Genomic DNA, 17,513 nt, shown 5'->3' with positions numbered 1-17,513 from the left:
CCCTGCTAGGATAATGCAATCGATTGCATCGAGGGCGAATCCTCTTGAAGACGCTCAAGGGTCCCGCGCTGTTCCTGGCGCAGTTCATCGGCGACACAGCTCCTTTTGATCGACTGGACACGCTGGCCGGCTGGGCTGCGGGCCTGGGCTATTCTGGCGTACAAGTACCCACCAACGCGCCCCACCTGTTCGATCTGGCCGAGGCCGCGCGCAGCCAGACCTACTGCGATGACATCGCCGGCATGCTGGCCGGGCACGGGCTGCAGATCACCGAGCTGTCCACCCACCTGCAAGGGCAGCTGGTGGCCGTCCATCCCGCCTACGACAGCCTGTTCGACGGGTTTGCGCCGGCGGACAAGCGCGGCGATCCGGCGGCACGGCAGGCCTGGGCGGTCGAGCAGCTGCTGCTGGCGGCCCAGGCCAGCCGGAACCTCGGGTTGAGCGCGCATGCCACCTTCTCCGGCGCGTTGGCCTGGCCCTACTTCTACCCCTGGCCACAGCGCCCCCACGGCCTGGCGGAAGAAGCCTTCGCCGAACTCGGCCGCCGCTGGCGGCCCATCCTCGATGCGTTCGATGCCTGCGGCGTCGATCTGTGTTTCGAGATCCACCCGGGCGAAGACCTGCACGACGGCGCAACCTTCGAACGTTTCCTCGAGGTGGTCGACCAGCATCCACGCGCGAAGATCCTCTACGACCCCAGCCACCTGCTGCTGCAGCAGCTGGACTACCTCGGCTTCATCGATCGCTATCACGACCGCATCGGCATCTTCCATGTCAAGGATGCCGAGTACCGCCCCAGCGCGCGCAGCGGCGTGTATGGCGGCTACCAGGACTGGATCGATCGCCCGGGGCGGTTCCGCTCGCTGGGGGATGGCCAGATCGACTTCAAGGCGATCTTCTCGAAGTTCGCGCAGTACGACTTCCCGGGCTGGGCCGTGCTCGAATGGGAGTGCTGCCTGAAGCACCCGGAGGACGGCGCACGCGAGGGCGTGGCCTTCATCCGCGACCACATCATCCGTGTGACCGAACGCGCCTTCGACGACTTCGCCGACAGCGGCACCGACACCGCTTCACTGCACCGCATGCTGGGAATCTGAGCCATTACCGCCCCGGGAGGGCAAGCCATGACGCACGCCATGTCGCGCTTGGGCGCGATGATGTTCCTGCAGTTCTTCATCTGGGGCGCCTGGTTCGTGACCCTGGGCACCTACCTGGTGCAGGGCCCGCTGCAGGCCAGCGCCAGCCAGGTGGCCACCGCCTTCCTCAGCCAGTCGATCGGTGCGATCGTCGCGCCGTTCCTGGTCGGGCTGATCGCAGACCGCTACTTCGCCGCGCAGCGCATCCTGGCGGTGCTGCACCTGGCCGGCGCGGTACTGCTGTGGCTTGCCTCCACCGCCACCAGTTTCAGCATGTTCTCCGCCTGCGTGATGGGCTACATGCTGCTGTTCATGCCCACGCTGGCGCTGGCCAACAGCGTGGCGATGCGGCACATGCAGTCGCCGGAAAAGCAGTTCCCGCTGGTGCGCGTGGCCGGCAGCGTCGGCTGGATCGTGGCCGGTGTGCTGATCGGCTGGCTGGGCTGGGAACAGGCCCACCGGCTCGAACTCACCTTCCAGATGGCCGCCGTGGCATCGCTGCTGCTGGGGCTGTATGCGTTCACCCTGCCGCACACGCCGCCGCTGGCCCGGCAGCGCGATGCCGGGCTGGGGCAGATCCTGGGGCTGGATTCGCTGCGGCTGCTGAAGTCACGTTCCTACCTGGTGTTCTTCCTGGCCTCCATCGCCATCTGCATCCCGCTGGCGTTCTACTACAACTTCACCAACCCCTACCTCAACGACCTCGGCGTACGTGGCGCTGCCGGCCTGCAATCGCTGGGCCAGGTGTCCGAAGTGCTGTTGATGCTGGCCATGCCGTTCCTGTTCGTGCGGCTGGGGGTGAAGACGATGCTGGCCGTTGGCATGGCCGCGTGGGTGCTGCGCTATGCCCTGTTCGCCTTCGGCGATGCCGGCAGCGGCTTCTCGCTGCTGGTGATCGGCATCGTGCTGCACGGTATCTGCTACGACTTCTTCTTCGTTACCGGCCAGATCTATACCGATGCACATGCCGGCCCCGACGCGCGCAGCAGTGCACAGGGCTTCATCACCCTGGCCACCTATGGTGTGGGCATGCTGATCGGCACCTTCCTGTCCGGCGCGGTGGTGGAGCACTTCACCACCGCAGCAGGGCCGGACTGGCAGCAGATCTGGCTGTTCCCGGCCGGCGTCGCCCTGCTCGTGCTGATCGCGTTTCTGCTGCTGTTCCGCGACCGGCCGGCCGTTGCTGCCGCCCCTTCCACCCCCTGAGGACGCCTGCCGATGCCAACACCTGGAATCGCCATCATCGGAACCGGCATGATCGGCGCCGTGCACCGTCGCGCGGCGCTGCTGGCCGGTGCCCGGATCTGCGGTGTTGCCGGCTCTTCGCCGGACCGTGCACGCGAGGTTGCTCATTCGTGGAATGTCACGCGCGCCTATCGGGATATCGAAGAGGTCATCGCCGATCCGCAGGTGCAGGTCGTGCACGTCTGCACGCCCAACCACCTGCACCGGCCGATGGCACAAGCCGTGCTGGAGGCGGGCAAGCACGTGATCTGCGAGAAGCCGCTGGCCACCACCCTGGCCGATGCCCAGGCGCTGGCGGCGCTGGCCGCCTCGCGCGGCCTTGTCGCCACGATTCCCTTCGTCTACCGCTACCACCCGGTGGTGCGCGAAGCGCGCGCGCGCATTGCACAGGGCGAACTGGGGCCGTTGCACCTGATCCACGGCAGCTACCTGCAGGACTGGCTGCTGGACCCGGCCAGCAACAACTGGCGCGTGGACCCGGCATTGGGCGGTGCCTCCCGCGTGTTCGCCGACATCGGCTCGCACTGGTGCGATCTGGTGGAATGGGTCAGCGGCGAACGCTTCACCGAGGTCAGCGCGGCGTTCGACACCGTGATCAGTGAGCGCGGCGCCGGCACCGCGCAGAGCTTCAGCACCCCGGCCGCCGGCGGCGCGCTGCAGACGGTGGTCAGCGAAGATGTGGCGATAGCCATGTTCAGGACCGGCGCCGGCACGCTGGCATCGTTGACGACCAGCCAGGTCTCGGCCGGTCGGCACAATCGGCTCTGGTTCGAGATCGATGGTGCCCGGGCCAGCGTGGCCTTCAACCAGGAAGATGCAGAGCGGCTGTGGATCGGCCGGCCCGACCAGCGCGAGGAAATCTTCGTGCGCGGCCCGGGCGCGGGAAGTGCCGATCAGCGCCGGCTGTCGGTGCTGCCGGCCGGGCACGCACAGGGCTACAGCGCGTGCTTCGACGCATTTGTCGCCGACACCTATCGCGCCCTCGACGGCGAACGCGCCGAGGGTCTGCCGACCTTCGACGACGGCGTGCGCTCAGCGCGGATCGTTGACCGCGTCATCGCCTCAGCCTGGACGCGTGCCTGGACCACCATCGACTGAACCCCGGGAGGAACGCCTGATGAAAGCCCCTGTCCGCCGAACCACAGCGCTCGCACTTCTGCTGCTTGCTGCCCTGCCCGCCTTTGCAGGGCAGGCCGTCGCCGCGCAGAAGCCCATTGCGGTGCAGATGTACTCGCTGCGCAATGCCGGATCGCTCGACCAGCAGCTGAAGATCGTCCACGACGCCGGCGTGCATGCGGTGGAAACGGTCGGCACGCAGGGCGTCAGCGCCAGCGAACTCAAGCAGCTGCTGGACCGGTATGCGATCAAGGCGATCTCGTCGCACGTGGCACTGGCCGAGCTGCGCCGGGACCTGGACGGCGTGGTGGCCTTCAACCGTTCGATCGGCAACACCACGCTGGTGGTGCCTTACCTGGATGCGAAGGACCGGCCGACCGATGCGGCCGGCTGGACCGCACTGGGCCAGGAGCTGGGCCGCCTCGCCAAACAGGTGCGCGCCAAGGACATGCACCTGGCCTACCACAACCACGACTTCGAGCTGGTCGATTTCAACGGAAGGACCGGCCTGGAACTGCTGTTTGCCGCCGCCGGACCTGACCTGCAGACCGAACTGGACCTGGCCTGGGTGGCACGCTCCGGCCACGACCCGGCCGTGATGCTGGGCAAGTTCCGCGGCCGCCTGTTCGCGGTGCACGCTAAGGACAACGCTGCCAAGGGCCAGGCCGAGGACGAAGGTGGCTTCGCCGCCGTCGGCCAGGGCGTGCTGGACTGGAACGCGATCCTGCCGGCCGCATCCGCCGCCGGCGTGCAGTGGTACATCCTCGAACACGACCAGCCACGCGATCCGGCCAGGGTGATCCAGTCCGGCGCGGATTACCTGCGTGAACACCTGACCGTCAGCCCGCCCGCCGGCGCACAGCGCTAGCCCGCGAAGGAGACTCGCTTGAAGACGATACTGAAACTGGCGGCGATGCTGTGTGGCGCAACGCTTGCGACCACCGGCTGGAGCAAGGACGATCCAGCTGCCGGCGCCAAGCTCTACAGCGCGAACTGCACCGCCTGCCATGGGGCAGACCGCGCCGGCATGCCGGGGGCGTTCCCGGCGCTCACCGATATTGGCAAGCGCCTGGATGGCGCGCAGATCAAGGACAAGATCCGGAAAGGCGGCGGACTGATGCCGCCGTTTCCACAGCTGTCGCAGCAGGAGATCGACGACATCGCCAGTTACCTGGCGAAGTAGTTGATCGGCATTACAGCTCGCGTACCCAGATGTTGCGGTAGCTGACCTTCGAATCGTGCTCCTGCAGATAGAGCGGCGCGCAGGCATGGGGCGAGTACGACGGTGCGCCGATGTACTCGGTCTTGCCCGCCAGCACGGTGTCATCCTGCACCAGCACGCCGTTGTGCAGCACGGTGATACGCGCGGGCGAGACGAGCCCGCCGCCCGGCGAGAAGCGCGGGGCCTTCCAGATGATGTCGTAGGCCTGCCACTGCCCCGGCGCCCGTGAGGCATTCACCAACGGCAAGGCCTGCTTGTAGATCGAGCCGGCCTGGCCGTTGGCGTAGGTCCGGTTGTTGTAACTGTCGAGCACCTGCAGCTCGTACAGTCCCTGCAGGAAGATGCCGCTGTTGCCGCGGTTCTGACCGTCAAAGCCCTGGGTTTCGACCGGCGTGCGCCACTCGACATGCAGCTGCACATCGCAGAAGCCCTGCCGGGTGCGGATGCCCTTGCTGCCCGGCACCACGGTCATCGCGCCGTCGGCGACGGTCCAGGGCACGCGCCCGCCCTGCTCGGACTCCCAGCGCGAAAGATCCTTGCCATCGAACAGCACGATCGCGTCGGAAGGCGCGGCGCCCGCCGGCGTGGCCACGATCGCCGGCACGGGTGACCACACTTCGGTCTTCTTCGGATCGCGCGCAGGATCGGCAGCGGCCTGCGCGAACGCAGGTGCAGCGGCGAGCACGCCAGCGGCGATCAATAGCGGCTTGATCCTCATCGTGCGCTCCATCAGCTGGTCCCCCATGCAGGAGTGCCGGGAACATAGGCCAGATCGCCGTCGTAGCGCCCTGGCACGGCAACGTACTGCAGCACCCCGGTCGCACCGACCTTGGAGGTGAAGAAGCCGAAGATCGCCAACTGCTTGATCATCGTGAAGTAATGCGGCATTGCTTCGCCCTCCTCGGCGGTGCCGGTCTCGGTCACCTCGGCAGGGCGTGCCCTGGCCTCCGCGTCCAGAACACGCAGCAGTCCGGTGCGGGCCTCTGGTGTGAGTGAGACGAAGCGGCCACCGGCGCGTTTGTCGATGTCAGCCAGCCCGGCGCGGAACGTGGCCTGCTGCCGGGCTGTGTAGCAGTCGCTGACGAACGTCGCCATGAATGCGCCAGCGCCGGCGTCCTTGGCACCTGGCGTCCGGGTCCGCGGCAGGATGGTCTCGGCGATCTCATCGAGCATGCCGACATCGGCGTCGGAGAAACGGACCTGTGTGGGTGCAGCCGCCCCCTGCCCGTGCACCAGCGCCGGCAGGCCCACCATCGCCGCTCCCGTGGCGGCGACGATCATCTTCAGCAGTTCGCGCCGATCCATCACAGGTTCCCCGCTTTCAGTTCGCGCACGGCGTGGTCGGCGGCGCGCGCGGTCAAGGCCATGTAGGTCAGCGAAGGGTTCACGCAGGCGCTGGAGGTCATGCAAGCACCATCGGTCACGTACACGTTGGGCGCGTCCCAGACCTGGTTGTGCGCGTTCAGCACCGAGCTTTTCCGGTCACGGCCCATGCGTGCGGTTCCCATTTCGTGGATGCCCTTGCCCGGCGCGTAGTCGTTGTCGTGCATCTTCACGTCCTTGACCCCGGCCGCCTCCAGCATCTCGGCGGCATCGGCGGCCATGTCCTTGCGCATGGCCAGTTCGTTGGCGCGCATGGCAACGTCCATCGCCAGCACCGGCAGCCCCCACTTGTCCTTGCGCTGCCGATCCAGCCGGATCGTGTTGTCGTGGTGCGGCAGCATCTCGCCGAAACCGGTCATGCCGATGCGCCAGTCACCGGGCACGGTCAGCGCCTCCTTCAGGTCGGCACCGATGTTCAGTTCGGCGATCTCGCGCGACCAGCCGGTGCGGCTGGCGCCGCCCTGGTAGCCGAACCCGCGCAGGTAGCCGCGCTTTTCGGCGGCGATGTTGCGGAAGCGGGGAATGTAGAAACCACAGGGGCGACGGCCGAAGTAGTACTTGTCCTCGTAGCCCTCGACGCGGCCGGAGGCGCCGGCACCGAAGTGATGGTCCATCACGTTGTGTCCCAGTTCGCCCGAGGAGGAGCCCAGCCCGCCGTCCCAGACATCGGTGGCCGAGTTCATCAGCAGCCAGGTCGAGTTGAACGACGACGCATTGAGGAAAATGACCTTGGCGGTGTACTGGTAGGTCTGCCCGGTTTCGGCATCGATGACCTCCACGCCACGCGCGCGCTTGCGGTCCTTGTCGTAGAGCACTTCCTTGACGATCGAGAACGGCCGCAGCGTCAGGTTGCCGGTCTTCATCGCCGCCGGCAGCGTCGCCGCCTGGGTCGAGAAGTAGGCGCCGAACGGGCAGCCCAGGATGCACTTGTTGCGGTACTGGCAGTTGACGCGGCCCTGCTCGGGCATCGGCTTGGTGATGTTGGCGGTGCGCGAGTGGATCAGGTGCCGCGTTCCACCAAAGGCTTTCTTGATCCGCGCCGCCACATCCTTCTCGACGATGTTCAACGGAATCGGTGGCAGGAACTCACCGTCCGGCAGCACATCCAGACCTTCGCGTGTGCCGGCGATACCGGCGAATTTCTCCACATGGTCATACCAGGGCGCGATGTCGGCATAGCGGATCGGCCAGTCGGTGGCGATGCCGTCCTTGAGGTTCGCTTCGAAATCCAGGTCGGAGAAGCGATAGCTCTGGCGGCCCCACATCAGCGAGCGGCCGCCGACGTGGTAGCCGCGGAACCAGTCGAACCGTTTGGTCTCGATATAGGGCGATTCCTGCTCGTTGGCCCACATCCCTTCCAGGTTCTCGGCCAGGCCGTAGTCGCGCATCAGCACCGGGAACTCGGCCTTCATCGCCTGCGTTGGCCGGTTGCGATGCGGGAAATCCCATGCCTCCTTCATCGCATTGACGTAGTCCTTGACGTGCTCGATGTTGCGCCCGCGTTCGAGCATCAGGACCTTCAGGCCCTTTTCGGTCAGTTCCTTTGCCGCCCAACCGCCACTGATTCCCGAGCCAACAACGATGGCGTCGTAGTGATTATCTGCCATGGGTTTCTCACCTGGGTGGATATCGTTTCAGACGTCGCAGAGGCGGATCGCCTCGCGCAATGAGCCAACCGGGTCCGGCGCGGCAGGCATGAATTCCTGGGCCAGATACCCCTGGAAGCCGGTGTCGCGGATCGCGCGACAGATGGCCGGATAGTTGAGTTCCTGCTGGTCACCGATCTCATGCCGGCCCGGCACACCCGCGGTGTGATAGTGCTTGAAGAACGCGTGGTGCCTGCCGATGGTGGCGATGATGTCGCCCTCCATGATCTGCATGTGATAGATGTCGTAGAGCAGGCCGAAGTTGTCCGAGCCCAGCCGCTGGCACAACTCCACGCCCCAGGCCGAGTGGTCGCACAGGTAGTCGCGATGATCGACCCTGGAGTTCAGCAGCTCCATCACCAGCACCACCCCACGCTTCTCGGCGTGCCCGAGGATGCGCTTGAGACCGGCCTCGGCAGTGGCGATGCCTTCCTGCGGGTCCATGCCGTCGCGGTTGCCCGAGAAGCAGATGAGATTGCGATAGCCGGCATCGGCCACCAGGTCGATGTGCCGCGTGTAGCGCGCCACCAGTTCATCGTGGAACTGGCGGCCGGCGAAGCCCTTGGTCAGGCCCAGCTCCGCGCCATTGCACATCGAGCTGTAGACGCCATGGGCTTTCAGCGTGGGCCAGTCTTCGGGGCCGACCAGATCGATGGCGGCGAAGCCGATGTCCTTCACCGTCTGGCAGAGCTGGGCCACCGACAGCTGCGGGAACGTCCAGCGCGCCACCGAGTGCTTCAGGTTGCCCTTCAGCGGTGCATCGGCGGCGAATGCGGGCAGCGCGCCCGCTGCCCCCAGGCCAATGCTGCCGGCCACGGCGAGACGCAGCGCATCACGTCGCGTAAGCCCCGGGGATGGGCCGGGTTTGATCGTAGGGATGGACATCCACCTTCCGGCCTCCCAACCGGCATCAAACGCTGCGGATTCGCCGCAATGCAATCGATTGCACCATAGGGGAGGAAATTGTCTGTTTGCAAGTCGCAGTGCACGAAAATCGATGCTGCGGGGCACCACTGCGATGACATCGTGGAAAAAGAAAAGCCCCGCATGAGCGGGGCTTTCTTTTCTGCTGCAGACGCGCGTTCGATCAGAACGGAATATCGTCGTCAGCGAAGTCGTCCATCGGCGGCGCCTGCTGCGGCTGCGGGCGCTGGTTGCCGCCCTGGTTGCCGTAGCCACCGCCCTGGTTGCCGCCCTGGTTGCCATAGCCGCCGCCCTGGCCACCACGCTGGCCGCCACCGCCACCGCCGTACTCCTGGCGCGGGGCCTGCTGGCGCTGCGGGCGATCGCCGCCGTAGTTGCCGCCACCGCCACCACCGCCGCCTTCGCCGCGGCCGCCAAGCATCTGCATTTCATCGGCGACGATATCGGTGGAGTACTTCTCCACGCCGTCCTGGCCGGTGTACTTGTCGTAACGCAGGCTGCCTTCGACGTAGACCGAGCTGCCCTTGCGCAGGTACTCGCCGGCGATCTCGCCGAGCTTGCCGAAGAACACCACGCGGTGCCATTCGGTGCGTTCCTGCTGGTTGCCATCCTTGTCCTTGCGGACGCTGGTGGTGGCCAGGCTGATGCGGGTGATCGCCATGCCGCTCTGGGTGTACTTCACGTCCGGGTCGTTGCCGAGATTGCCGACCAGGATGACTTTGTTGATGCCGCGCGCCATAGGTACCTTCGTCCGTTGTCCAGGGGCAGACCGCCAGTGATAGCACAGCCCCGGGCGGGGTGCAGTACGCTGGGCCGCCCCTGGTGAAATTTGGGGGAATGCGAGAACGAGGCATCTTACCATTGCCGCCGCCATCCGCCCGGTCAGGAGACCCCGATCACGCCGAAGGATCCGGCTGATTTCCTTGTCCGGCAATGACTTACCTGCACGCAGGCCGACGTCCAGAGGGGCATTCGCGTCGGCCCATGGCATCATGCCCACGCACCTTCCATCTGTCCCCCTGCGTCCACACATGACCATCAAAGGCAAAGCCACCTCCCTGGACATCGCCCACCTGGCCGGGGTCTCCCAGCCCACCGTGTCGCGGGCCCTGCGTGGCAGCCCGATGGTCAACGCCGAGACCCGCGAGCGCATCCTGCGTATCGCCCGCGAGCTGAACTACAAGGTCGACAAGAACGCCTCCAGCCTGCGCCTGCGCAATGCCGGCACCCTGGCCCTGCTGTTCTTCGAAGACCCGACCAACGACGACTCGCTGATCAACCCGTTCTTCCATTCGATGCTCGGCTCGATCACCCGTGCCTGCGCCCTGCACGGGCAGGACCTGCTGGTCTCGTTCCAGCAGCTGTCCACCGACTGGCAGGCCGATTACGAGGACAGCAACAAGGCCGACGGCATCATCCTGCTCGGCTATGGCGACTACCACCAATCACGCGACCGCCTGCAGCGGCTGGTCGAACAGGGCACGCATTTCGTGCGCTGGGGCGCCGCCCTGCCCGGCCAGCCCGGCGTGTCGATCGGCAGCGACAATTTCCAGGGCGGGCATGACATCACCACCCACCTGCTGCAGCAGGGCTGCCGCCGCATCGCCTTCCTCGGCCATGCCTCCAGCCACTACCCGGAGTTCCAGGAGCGTTACCGCGGCCATGTGGCGGCACTGCAGGAACACGGTCTGGCCGCCGAACCGGCGCTGCAGCACGATGCCATCACCACCGAGGCCTCCGGCCAGGAGGCCTGCCAGCTGCTGCTGGCGCGCGGCGAACCCATCGATGCGATCTGCGCGGCCAGCGACCTGATCGCGATCGGTGCGATCCGCGCCCTGCGCGAGGCGGGCCTGCGGGTGCCGCAGGACGTAGCGGTGACCGGTTTCGACGACATTCCACTGGCCGCCTCGGTGTCGCCGGCCTTGACCACGGTGCAGCAGGACACCAAGCAGGCCGGCCAGCTGCTGGTCGAACGCCTGCTGGCGCTGATCGGCCGGCAGCCGGTGGACAGCCAGAGCATCCCGGTGAAGCTGGTGGTGCGCGAATCCTCGCAGCGCTGAGGCGACTGCATCGGCTATGCTGCGCCCAACCGCCGGGCCCGACCCGGCATCGCACGCCCTCTTCGGGAGAAGGCCTTTGTCCTCCGCCAGCGCACCCACACCGCACCGGTAACGGCGGCGAAAGGCACGCTGCGTCGAGACTGACGCCCACGCCCGCCCTCGTACCGGTCATGCCCGCCTTGGGCCATTCAACCTGTCGAGGTTTCCATGCTGGTTCCCACTTCCGCGCAGGATCTGCGCGAGCTGTTGCTGTCTCCGTGTTCCGAGGGGCATGCCATCGCCCCGCCTGCCGTGCTGACCATGCTGGCCGACCTGGCCGGGCGTATCGAACCGGTGTTCGCACCCGCCGCCTGGCTGGTGACCGAGGACGGCGTGGCGGTCGGCCTGTTCTCGATTACCCGCGCACCCGAGCAGGGCGTGCTCGATATCGGCTATGGCGTTGCGCCGGTACACCAGGGCCGTGGTCTTGCCGGCCGGGCCCTGGCCGAGCTGGTGGAATGGGCCCGGCACGATGCGCGCGTACGTTGCCTGAGCGCTGAAACGGCGGTGGGCAACGTCGCTTCGCAGGCGGTGCTGCGTCGCAATGGCTTTACCGTGGTCGGTCAGCGCAGCGACGCCGAAGACGGTGCACTGCTGTGCTGGCGACGGCACGTGACGGCCGACTGAGGCGTCGATCGGGGCGGCGACCTCACCGCCGCCGCTCCCCAACGCGCAACCGCAGGATTCTCCCCCCATGACCAACGGCGGATGCGCACCGGCGCCGATGCGCGGATAACGCGCAGACACGCCCATGGAAAGGTGTACGTCGCATGCTGAAGATCGATTCGCTGTCCAAGACGTACGCCAACGGCGTGCATGCCCTCAACAACGTCAGCCTGGACATCCCGCGCGGCATGTTCGGCCTGCTCGGGCCGAACGGCGCCGGCAAGTCCTCGCTGATGCGCACGCTGTCCACTCTGCAGGAGGCCGACAGCGGCTCGGCCGTGCTCAGCATCCCCGGCGAAGCACCGATCGACGTGTTGCGCGACAAGGATGCGGTGCGGCGCCGGCTCGGCTACCTGCCGCAGGATTTCGGCGTGTACCCCAAGGTCAGTGCGCTGGACCTGCTGGAGCATTTCGCGGTGCTCAAGGGCCTGACCCAGCGCGCGCAGCGTCGCGAAGTGGTCGACGGCCTGCTGCAGCAGGTGAACCTATGGGACGCGCGCAAGCGCAAGCTGGGCACCTTCTCCGGCGGCATGCGGCAGCGCTTCGGCATCGCCCAGGCGCTGCTCGGCGACCCGCGTCTGGTGATCGTCGATGAACCCACCGCCGGTCTCGACCCGGAGGAGCGCAACCGCTTCCTCAACCTGCTGGCGGCGATCGGCGAGAACGTGGCGGTGATCCTGTCCACCCACATCGTCGAGGACGTGACTGACCTGTGCCCGACCATGGCGATCATGAACAAGGGCCAGGTGCTGCTGACCGGGCGCCCGGCCGATGCCATCGACGCGCTGCAGCAGCAGGTCTGGCGCAAGCAGGTCGATCCTTCCGAGCTGGCCGACCACGAGGCGCGCTATGTGGTGCTGTCGACCCGCCTGGTGGGGGGCCGCCCGGTGATCCACGTACACAGCGCCAACGACCCCGGCGATGGCTTCGCGGCCGTGGCTCCCGACCTTGAGGACGTGTACTTCCAGCGCCTGCGCCTGCAGGCCCGTGCCCGCGCGGCAGCCTGAGCGGAGCACACCATGATCCTCAACTTCTTCCGCTTCGAGCTGCGCGAGCAGCTGCGTTCCCCGCTGTTGTGGCTGCTGGCCGGACTGTTCGCCCTGCTCGCCTTCGCCGCGGCCTCCAGCGACGCGGTACAGATCGGTGGCGGCACCGGCAACGTGCACAGCAACGCGCCGACGGTGATCGCGCAGATGCTGGGTATCTTCACCCTGCTCGGCATGCTGGTCACTGCATTGTTTGTCAGCAATGCGCTGCTGCGTGATTTCGAACTGGGCACGGCCGAGCTGATTTTCGCCAGCCCGGTGAAGCGCCGCGATTACCTGGCCGGGCGCATTGCCGCAGCCCTGGCCGCCGGGCTGCTGGTCTATGTGCTGATCGCGTTCGGCCTGTGGCTGGCGCCGTTCATGCCCTGGGTCGACCCCGACCGCATGGGCCCGATCAGCTGGCAGGGCTTTGCCTGGACCTTCGCGGTCATCGTCATTCCCAACCTGCTGTTCAGCACCGCACTGTTGTCGCTGCTGGCCGCGGTGACCCGCTCGATCCTGTGGATCTACATCGGCCTGGTCGCCTATCTGGTGCTGTTCGGCGCCAGCGCCGCGCTGCTGCGCGACATCGACAACACCTGGATCGCGGTGCTGAGCGAGCCGCTGGGCATGCGTGCGCTGGGCCGCACCATCCGCTACTGGTCCACCGCCGAGCGCAACAGTGGTATTCCCGCGCTGACCGGTTACCTGCTGGCCAACCGTGCGCTGTGGCTGGGCGTGACCGCGGTGCTGTTCGCCGCCACCTTCGCGCTGTTCCGTACCGAGCGCAGTGGCAGCGGGCGCCGCCGCTGGGGCCGCAGGCACGCGTTGCCGGCAGCCGACGCCAGCGCCGTCCGCCCCCGCCGTGCGACGCTTCCGCGCGTGGCGCCGGCATTCACGGCAGGCACGGCGTGGCAGCAGTTCCTGCGCCAGGTCCGCTTCGACACGCGCGGCGTGCTGCGCAGCGTGCCGTTCATCGTGCTGCTGGTGCTGGGCCTGGCCAACTTCCTGCCCAGCGCGCTGTTCCGGCAGACGCTGTACGGCACCTCGATCTGGCCGGTCACCTCGCAGATGATCATGGCCCTGCAGGGCGCCTTCAGCTGGCTGCTGGTGATCATCGTGCTGTTCTTCGCCGGCGAGCTGGTGTGGAAGGAGCGCAGCGCACGCATCAATGAAGTCACCGATGCCATGCCGGTGCCGAACTGGGTTCCGCTGCTGGCCAAGTTCACCGCGCTGCTGGCGGTGATCGTCTGCTTCCAGGCGGCCGGTGCGCTGGCCGCGATGGGCGTACAGCTGGCCAAGGGCTACACCCATCTGGAGCCGCTGCTGTACCTGCGCAGCCTGGCGCTGGACTCGGTGGTGTACGTGCTGATGGGGGGCCTGGCGCTGGTGCTGCAGGTGCTGACCAACAACAAGTTCATCGGCTACGCGTTGCTGATCGTGGTGATGATCGGCCAGGGCGTGCTGGGCCTGCTGGACTACACGCAGAACATCTACAACTTCGGCAGCTGGCCGATCGCTCCCTATTCGGACATGAATGGCTACGGCCACTTCCTGGCCGGACAGCTGGCCTTCCAGGGCTACTGGGCGTTGTTCCTGCTCGCGTTGATGTGCCTGGCTTCGGCCTTCTGGGTACGCGGTGTCAGCCAGGGCCTGCGCCAGCGCCTGGCCCTGGCCGGCCGCCGCCTGCGCGGCCCGACCGGCGTGTTCGCCGCCGTGGCCGCACTGGCGTTCGTCGGCGTGGGCGGCTGGCTGTACTGGAGCACCAACATCCGCAACGAGTTCCTCTCGCCCGACCAGCAGCTGGACCTGCAGGCCCGCTACGAGCGTGAGCTGTCGAAGTACCGCAACCTGCCGCAGCCGCGCATCGTGGCGGTGGACAACCGCGTGGACCTGTTCCCGGAATCGCAGTCGATGGTGATCGATGCGAACTGGACGATCCGCAACCTGCACGCGCAGCCCATCCAGGACCTGCATGTGACGATGGGCGACGACAAGCAGCTGCTGGCGGCCGATCTTGGCGGACAGAAGCTGACCTTCCATGACAAGGATCTGGGCTACCGCATCTACCGGCTGGACACGCCGCTGCGGCCAGGCGAAAGCCGTAGCGTCCATTTCCGGGTAGTGCAGAAGCCCAACGGCCTCACCGCCGGCCAGGCGCCGAGCAACCTCGTGGACAACGGCACGTTCTTCAACAGCCGCGTGCTGCCATCGTTCGGCTACAACGAGGGCGCGGAGATCACCGACCGCAACGAACGCCGCAAGCGTGATCTCGGCGAACCGCGGCGCATGCCCAAGCTGGAAGACGAAGCGGCGCGCGCCAACACCTACATTTCCAACGATGCCGACTGGCTCGATTTCCGCACCACCGTCTGCACTGCGCCCGACCAGGTCGCGCTGGCCCCGGGCTACCTGCGCCACCAGACCACGGTGAACGGCCGGCGCTGCTTCAGCTACGCCATGGACCGGCCGATGCTGAATTTCTACGCCTACCTGTCGGCGCGTTGGCAGGTGCGCAAGGGCACGTACAAGGACATTCCGATCGAGGTCTACTTCGACCCGGCGCACGGCTACAACGTGGACCGGATGATCGAGGCGGTGCAGAAGTCGCTGGCCTACTACGAAGCGAACTTCACCCAGTACCAGCACCGCCAGGTGCGCATCATCGAGTTCCCGGGCTATGCGCGTTTCGCGCAGTCGTTCGCCAACACCATCCCGTATTCCGAAGCGATCGGCTTCATCGCCGACCTGCGTGATCCGGACAAGGTGGACTACGTGTTCTACGTGACCGCGCACGAGATCGCGCACCAGTGGTGGGCGCACCAGGTGATCGGCGCCAACATGCAGGGCGCCACGGTGCTGTCCGAGTCGCTGTCGCAGTACTCGGCACTGATGGTGATGGAGCAGGAGTACGGCCGCCAGCACATGCGCCAGTTCCTCAAGCGCGAACTGGATGGCTACCTGTCCGGACGTGGTGGCGAGGCCATCGAGGAACAGCCACTGGAGCGGGTGGAGAACCAGCAGTACATCCACTACCAGAAGGGTTCGCTGGTGTTCTACCGGCTGCGCGAGGAGATCGGCGAGCAGGCCTTGAACCGCGCGTTGAAACGCTTCCTGCAGGACAAGGGTTACCAGCAGCCGCCCTACACCACCTCGCGCGAACTGCTGGCCTACATCCGCGCCGAGACGCCGGCCGACCGCCAGCAGCTGGTCACCGACCTGTTCGAGAAGATCAGCTTCTACGACAACCGGGTGATGGCCGCCAGCGCACGCAAGCGCGATGACGGCCGCTACGACGTGACCCTGGACCTGCACGCGGCCAAGCAGTATGCCGATGGCAAGGGCCAGGAGAGCACTGGCACGATGGACGACTGGATCGAGATCGGCGTGTTCGCCAATGGCCCTTCCGGCAAGGAGCGCGACCAGAAGGTGCTGTACCTGCAGCGCCACCACATCACCACGGCGGAACCGAAGATCATGGTGACCGTGGATGAGAAGCCGGATGAGGCGGGCTTTGACCCCTACAACAAGCTGATCGACCGGGTGAGCGATGACAACCGGCGCAAGGTGACGATGTGAGACCCGGTACGGTAGTGCCGGGCCAAGCTCGGCAAACAGCATGGTCGTGCTGATCTACGGCTTCAGTGGCCGCTACACCGGCAACGGCGCGTTCGAGTGGGACGCGCCCAGCATCGGTGCACGCCACAGGGCCATGCTGTTCCTGCTGCAGGAGGACGAACGCGATGCATTCGACCTCGCGCTGGCCGAATGCACCCGCTTCGGGTTCGATGACATCCAGGATCTGCGTTGTGGCCGCATGCAGGTGGATGCACTCAACCGCGAGGCCTACCGTGGCTTTGCCGCCTTCTACGAAGAAGCTCTGGAGACAGGATCCGCGCTGCTCTACTACCCGCAGACGCTTGCATGACACCCGGTTGTGCGGGGCATGCAGCTGCGGAATTTCGAACGTTCCGCTTGGTGCAGCCGAGCATGGCTCGGCTCTACTGTGACGTTCCGCTTGGTGCAGCCGAGCATGGCTCGGCTCTACTGTGACGTTCCGCTTGGTGCAGCCGAGCATGGCTCGGCTCTACTGTGACGTTCCGCCTGGTGCAGCCGAGCATGGCTCGGCTCTACTGTGACGTTCCGCTTGGTGCAGCCGAGCATGGCTCGGCTCTACTGTGACGTTCCGCCTGGTGCAGCCGAGCATGGCTCGGCTCTACTGTAGTGCCGAGCCATGCTCGGCACATGGGCCGGACGTGCCGCGCGAACTCAGCGCGCGGCCTTCGGCCCCAGCAACGCCAACAGCACGTACACCACGATGGAAGCGACCGTTCCGAGCGCCGCCGCTACCCCGAACGCCCAGCCCGGACGCCCCTGCTGGCGCGCCCATTGCCCCAGATGCCAGGCTGCGCCCAGGTTGATCAGCCAGGCGATGACCAGCACCGGCCACTGCACCAGGCCCAGCGCGCGCAGCAGCGGCATGGATGCCAGCGCGGCGACGATGGCGCCGAACAGGAACAACAGTGCAGATCGGGAGTGCCGGGCCGTTGCGGCGCTCATGCGGCGAGCCTGCGCACCATCACCAGCACGCGGTGGCCCTGGTTGTCGGCCTGATGCAGCGGCGTCCAGCCCAATCGCGCGTACAACCCACCGTCCGGCGCTTCGGTCTGCAGGTACAGGTCGGCAACGCCCATCCGCACGGCCTGCGCGGCGGCCCGCTCGACCAGCTGGCCGGCCAGGCCGCGACCACGATGGCTGTCGGCAACGAACACGCTCCCCAGCCAGTGCTCGTACTGCGGAAAGGCCGTCATCTCACGCCGCTTCAACTGCACGGCGCCAACCACCTGCCCGCCGTCGAAGGCCGCGATGAGGTGCGGGAAACCGTCCGCATCCTGCGCCCGGTTGAGCCGCTGCAGTTCCTGTTCCAGTGTCAGGCCGGCGTCCTGGCCCCATTGCGCGTGGTACCACTGTGCCAGTTGCTGCCGTTCCGGCGCATCGCCGGCAAGTACGTTGAACTCCATCCATGACCTCTGCTTCAGTGCGGATCACTG

The 17,513-nt window shown here is 66.6% G+C and carries 17 protein-coding genes; 10 read left to right on the top strand and 7 right to left on the bottom strand.

All coding sequences use genetic code 11. The features are described 5' to 3' along the window. The first annotated feature begins 44 nt into the window (after window positions 1-44). The 5 genes from C9412_RS02395 to C9412_RS02375 are packed head-to-tail and all read left to right on the top strand — an operon-like array spanning window position 45 to window position 4,680. Entirely contained in the window at window positions 45-1,097 is a 1,053-nt protein-coding gene (locus tag C9412_RS02395) for a sugar phosphate isomerase/epimerase family protein (protein ID WP_107230149.1), read from the top strand. A gap of 27 nt (window positions 1,098-1,124) precedes the next feature. Next, window positions 1,125-2,342, top strand: a complete 1,218-nt coding sequence (locus C9412_RS02390; protein ID WP_107230148.1) for a nucleoside permease — start codon at window positions 1,125-1,127, stop codon at window positions 2,340-2,342. Window positions 2,343-2,354: 12 nt separating this feature from the next. Next, window positions 2,355-3,479 carry a Gfo/Idh/MocA family oxidoreductase gene (locus C9412_RS02385; protein WP_107230147.1) on the top strand — a complete coding sequence of 375 codons (1,125 nt, stop codon included), beginning with the start codon at window positions 2,355-2,357 and terminating at the stop codon, window positions 3,477-3,479. A 19-nt stretch (window positions 3,480-3,498) separates the two neighbouring features. Further along, the gene (locus tag C9412_RS02380) at window positions 3,499-4,365 is read left to right on the top strand and encodes a sugar phosphate isomerase/epimerase (RefSeq protein WP_107230146.1); all 867 of its coding nucleotides are present in this window, start codon (window positions 3,499-3,501) and stop codon (window positions 4,363-4,365) included. A gap of 18 nt (window positions 4,366-4,383) precedes the next feature. Next, on the top strand, window positions 4,384-4,680 hold the full coding sequence (locus C9412_RS02375) for a cytochrome c (RefSeq protein ID WP_181358656.1): 297 nt from the start codon (window positions 4,384-4,386) through the stop codon (window positions 4,678-4,680). 10 nt (window positions 4,681-4,690) lie between these two features. Here C9412_RS02375 and C9412_RS02370 read toward each other — a convergent pair whose 3' ends face one another. The 5 genes from C9412_RS02370 to C9412_RS02350 form a co-directional block, all read right to left on the bottom strand. Then, the gene (locus tag C9412_RS02370; protein WP_107230144.1) at window positions 4,691-5,464 is read right to left on the bottom strand and encodes a DUF1080 domain-containing protein; all 774 of its coding nucleotides are present in this window, start codon (window positions 5,462-5,464) and stop codon (window positions 4,691-4,693) included. Further along, on the bottom strand, window positions 5,449-6,024 hold the full coding sequence (locus tag C9412_RS02365) for a gluconate 2-dehydrogenase subunit 3 family protein (protein WP_107230143.1): 576 nt from the start codon (window positions 6,022-6,024) through the stop codon (window positions 5,449-5,451). Before C9412_RS02365 ends, C9412_RS02370 begins: the two co-directional genes overlap by 16 nt. Then, window positions 6,024-7,709, bottom strand: a complete 1,686-nt coding sequence (locus C9412_RS02360; protein WP_107230142.1) for a GMC family oxidoreductase — start codon at window positions 7,707-7,709, stop codon at window positions 6,024-6,026. Before C9412_RS02360 ends, C9412_RS02365 begins: the two co-directional genes overlap by 1 nt. Before the next feature lie 27 nt (window positions 7,710-7,736). Next, window positions 7,737-8,633 carry a TIM barrel protein gene (locus C9412_RS02355; RefSeq protein WP_107230141.1) on the bottom strand — a complete coding sequence of 299 codons (897 nt, stop codon included), beginning with the start codon at window positions 8,631-8,633 and terminating at the stop codon, window positions 7,737-7,739. 202 nt (window positions 8,634-8,835) lie between these two features. Further along, window positions 8,836-9,411, bottom strand: coding sequence for a single-stranded DNA-binding protein (locus tag C9412_RS02350; RefSeq protein WP_010483495.1), 576 nt, complete (start codon window positions 9,409-9,411; stop codon window positions 8,836-8,838). Window positions 9,412-9,703: 292 nt separating this feature from the next. Between C9412_RS02350 and C9412_RS02345 the strand changes: the two genes are divergently transcribed. The 5 genes from C9412_RS02345 to C9412_RS02325 all read left to right on the top strand — a co-directional run bounded on the left by C9412_RS02345 (window position 9,704) and on the right by C9412_RS02325 (window position 16,390). Then, window positions 9,704-10,732, top strand: coding sequence for a LacI family DNA-binding transcriptional regulator (locus C9412_RS02345; RefSeq protein ID WP_107230140.1), 1,029 nt, complete (start codon window positions 9,704-9,706; stop codon window positions 10,730-10,732). Window positions 10,733-10,939: 207 nt separating this feature from the next. After that, window positions 10,940-11,398, top strand: coding sequence for a GNAT family protein (locus C9412_RS02340; protein ID WP_219906176.1), 459 nt, complete (start codon window positions 10,940-10,942; stop codon window positions 11,396-11,398). Between the two features lie 143 nt (window positions 11,399-11,541). Continuing rightward, on the top strand, window positions 11,542-12,444 hold the full coding sequence (locus C9412_RS02335; protein ID WP_107230138.1) for an ABC transporter ATP-binding protein: 903 nt from the start codon (window positions 11,542-11,544) through the stop codon (window positions 12,442-12,444). Window positions 12,445-12,456: 12 nt separating this feature from the next. Then, window positions 12,457-16,041, top strand: coding sequence for a M1 family aminopeptidase (locus C9412_RS02330; protein WP_107230137.1), 3,585 nt, complete (start codon window positions 12,457-12,459; stop codon window positions 16,039-16,041). 40 nt (window positions 16,042-16,081) lie between these two features. Continuing rightward, window positions 16,082-16,390 carry a hypothetical protein gene (locus tag C9412_RS02325; protein ID WP_107230136.1) on the top strand — a complete coding sequence of 103 codons (309 nt, stop codon included), beginning with the start codon at window positions 16,082-16,084 and terminating at the stop codon, window positions 16,388-16,390. A 341-nt stretch (window positions 16,391-16,731) separates the two neighbouring features. On the opposite strand, the gene C9412_RS02320 is transcribed toward C9412_RS02325, so the two are convergent. Both C9412_RS02320 and C9412_RS02315 read right to left on the bottom strand, forming a co-directional pair. Continuing rightward, window positions 16,732-17,022 carry a hypothetical protein gene (locus C9412_RS02320; protein ID WP_107230135.1) on the bottom strand — a complete coding sequence of 97 codons (291 nt, stop codon included), beginning with the start codon at window positions 17,020-17,022 and terminating at the stop codon, window positions 16,732-16,734. Continuing rightward, window positions 17,019-17,483, bottom strand: coding sequence for a GNAT family N-acetyltransferase (locus tag C9412_RS02315; protein WP_107230134.1), 465 nt, complete (start codon window positions 17,481-17,483; stop codon window positions 17,019-17,021). The genes C9412_RS02320 and C9412_RS02315 overlap by 4 nt, the downstream gene beginning before the upstream one ends. Window positions 17,484-17,513 lie beyond the last annotated feature (30 nt).

This window comes from Stenotrophomonas sp. Nf1, from assembly GCF_003028475.1.
Lineage (GTDB): Bacteria > Pseudomonadota > Gammaproteobacteria > Xanthomonadales > Xanthomonadaceae > Stenotrophomonas.
Note: the sequence above shows the minus strand (reverse complement) of the source record. Positions and strands in the feature narration are given on the sequence as shown.